This is a genomic window from Paraburkholderia sp. CI2, assembly GCF_014201055.1.
GTDB lineage: Bacteria > Pseudomonadota > Gammaproteobacteria > Burkholderiales > Burkholderiaceae > Paraburkholderia > Paraburkholderia tuberum.
In genome coordinates this window covers 1-1,116 of record NZ_JACHDL010000068.1, presented here as the reverse complement: position 1 = coordinate 1,116, position 1,116 = coordinate 1, and the positions used below count along the sequence as shown (strand labels likewise).

Here is a 1,116-nt window from a genome sequence, read left to right as displayed (position 1 = left end):
GTAAACGGCATCAAAATCACGGGGACCCCGAGTCGCGATGCGCGCCTGCTGCCTGCGGATGATCGAACGCGCCGCGCGGGCCAGCGCGAGATCGAGTGCGCCGCGCCAGTCTCTTGCGATCGACGTCACGACGACAGGCGTCGCATCGGGCGTCTGCACCTGCACCTGGCAGCGTTTGTCGAGTCCGCCGCGCGGGCCGTTGATGTCCGACATGCTGACGGTCGCCTTCGAAATCAGCCAGTCCATGCGGCGAAACACGAACCGGATGCGTTGGCGCGCGAAGCTGCGCAGACGGACGGCTTCACGGTCGCGGGACTTGAACAGGACTTGCATGAGACACCTCCTTCGTGGGTACGGCTCAAGAGTACGGTGAGGAGGCGTCGAGGAAAAAGCAGAAATAACGGAAATGCAGCTTCGGAAAAACCGAACCTTCTTTTTCGTGATCACGAACGCGCTCACGCATGCGCCGCACTCAACACCTTTTGCGTCAAAGGATGATGCCGCCCGCGCCGCGACACGATTGCGTGTATTTCCTCCTTCACTTCCGGCGAGCGGCCGAGCCAGCGCAAGCCGCGATGCATGGGATCGTTGCGCTCGGCGCCGAACGCCGCGAGCGGAAACACGCCCATGCCGCGCGACGCGAACAGCGCCATCAACGCGCTGTCCTCGAACTCGCCCGCGACGCGTGGCCTGATGCCTTCCGCTTCGAACCAGCGGTCGAGGCGCGAACGCAGCGACGAGTGCCCCGTCGGCAGCAGCACCGGCAGCGACGCGAGGCATTGCGGAAAATGATCGACATGCGTTTTTCGCACCACGGCGGCCGGCCCGTACCAGTCGATCGGCGAAGCGATCAGGCGCTCGCTGGATAGACGCAGATTCGAGTTGTGCGGCGCGGGCTGGCTGGACAGCACGAGATCCAGATGGTGATGCGCCAGTTCCGCCAGCAGGTCTTCCGCCTCGCCTTCGTGGCAGAGCAGCCGTAGCGAAGGCGTGTCCAGCACGCCCGCAAGAATGGCATGGACGGCCAGCTTCGAAATGCCATCCGTCAAGCCGACCGCGAAGCGCGCGACGGTCCCGCTGGCCGCTTCGCGCACTTCGTCGTGCAACGCGCGCCCG

General features: G+C 64.9%; 2 protein-coding genes. Both read right to left on the bottom strand.

The features are described 5' to 3' along the window. Window positions 1–333 (bottom strand): HPF/RaiA family ribosome-associated protein (locus HDG32_RS35925; RefSeq protein ID WP_184074578.1); only part of this gene is annotated, 333 nt, incomplete at its 3' end. Window positions 334–455: 122 nt separating this feature from the next. After that, window positions 456–1,116, bottom strand: a 661-nt coding sequence (locus HDG32_RS35920) for a LysR substrate-binding domain-containing protein (RefSeq protein WP_184074576.1), incomplete at its 5' end; no start/stop codon positions are given.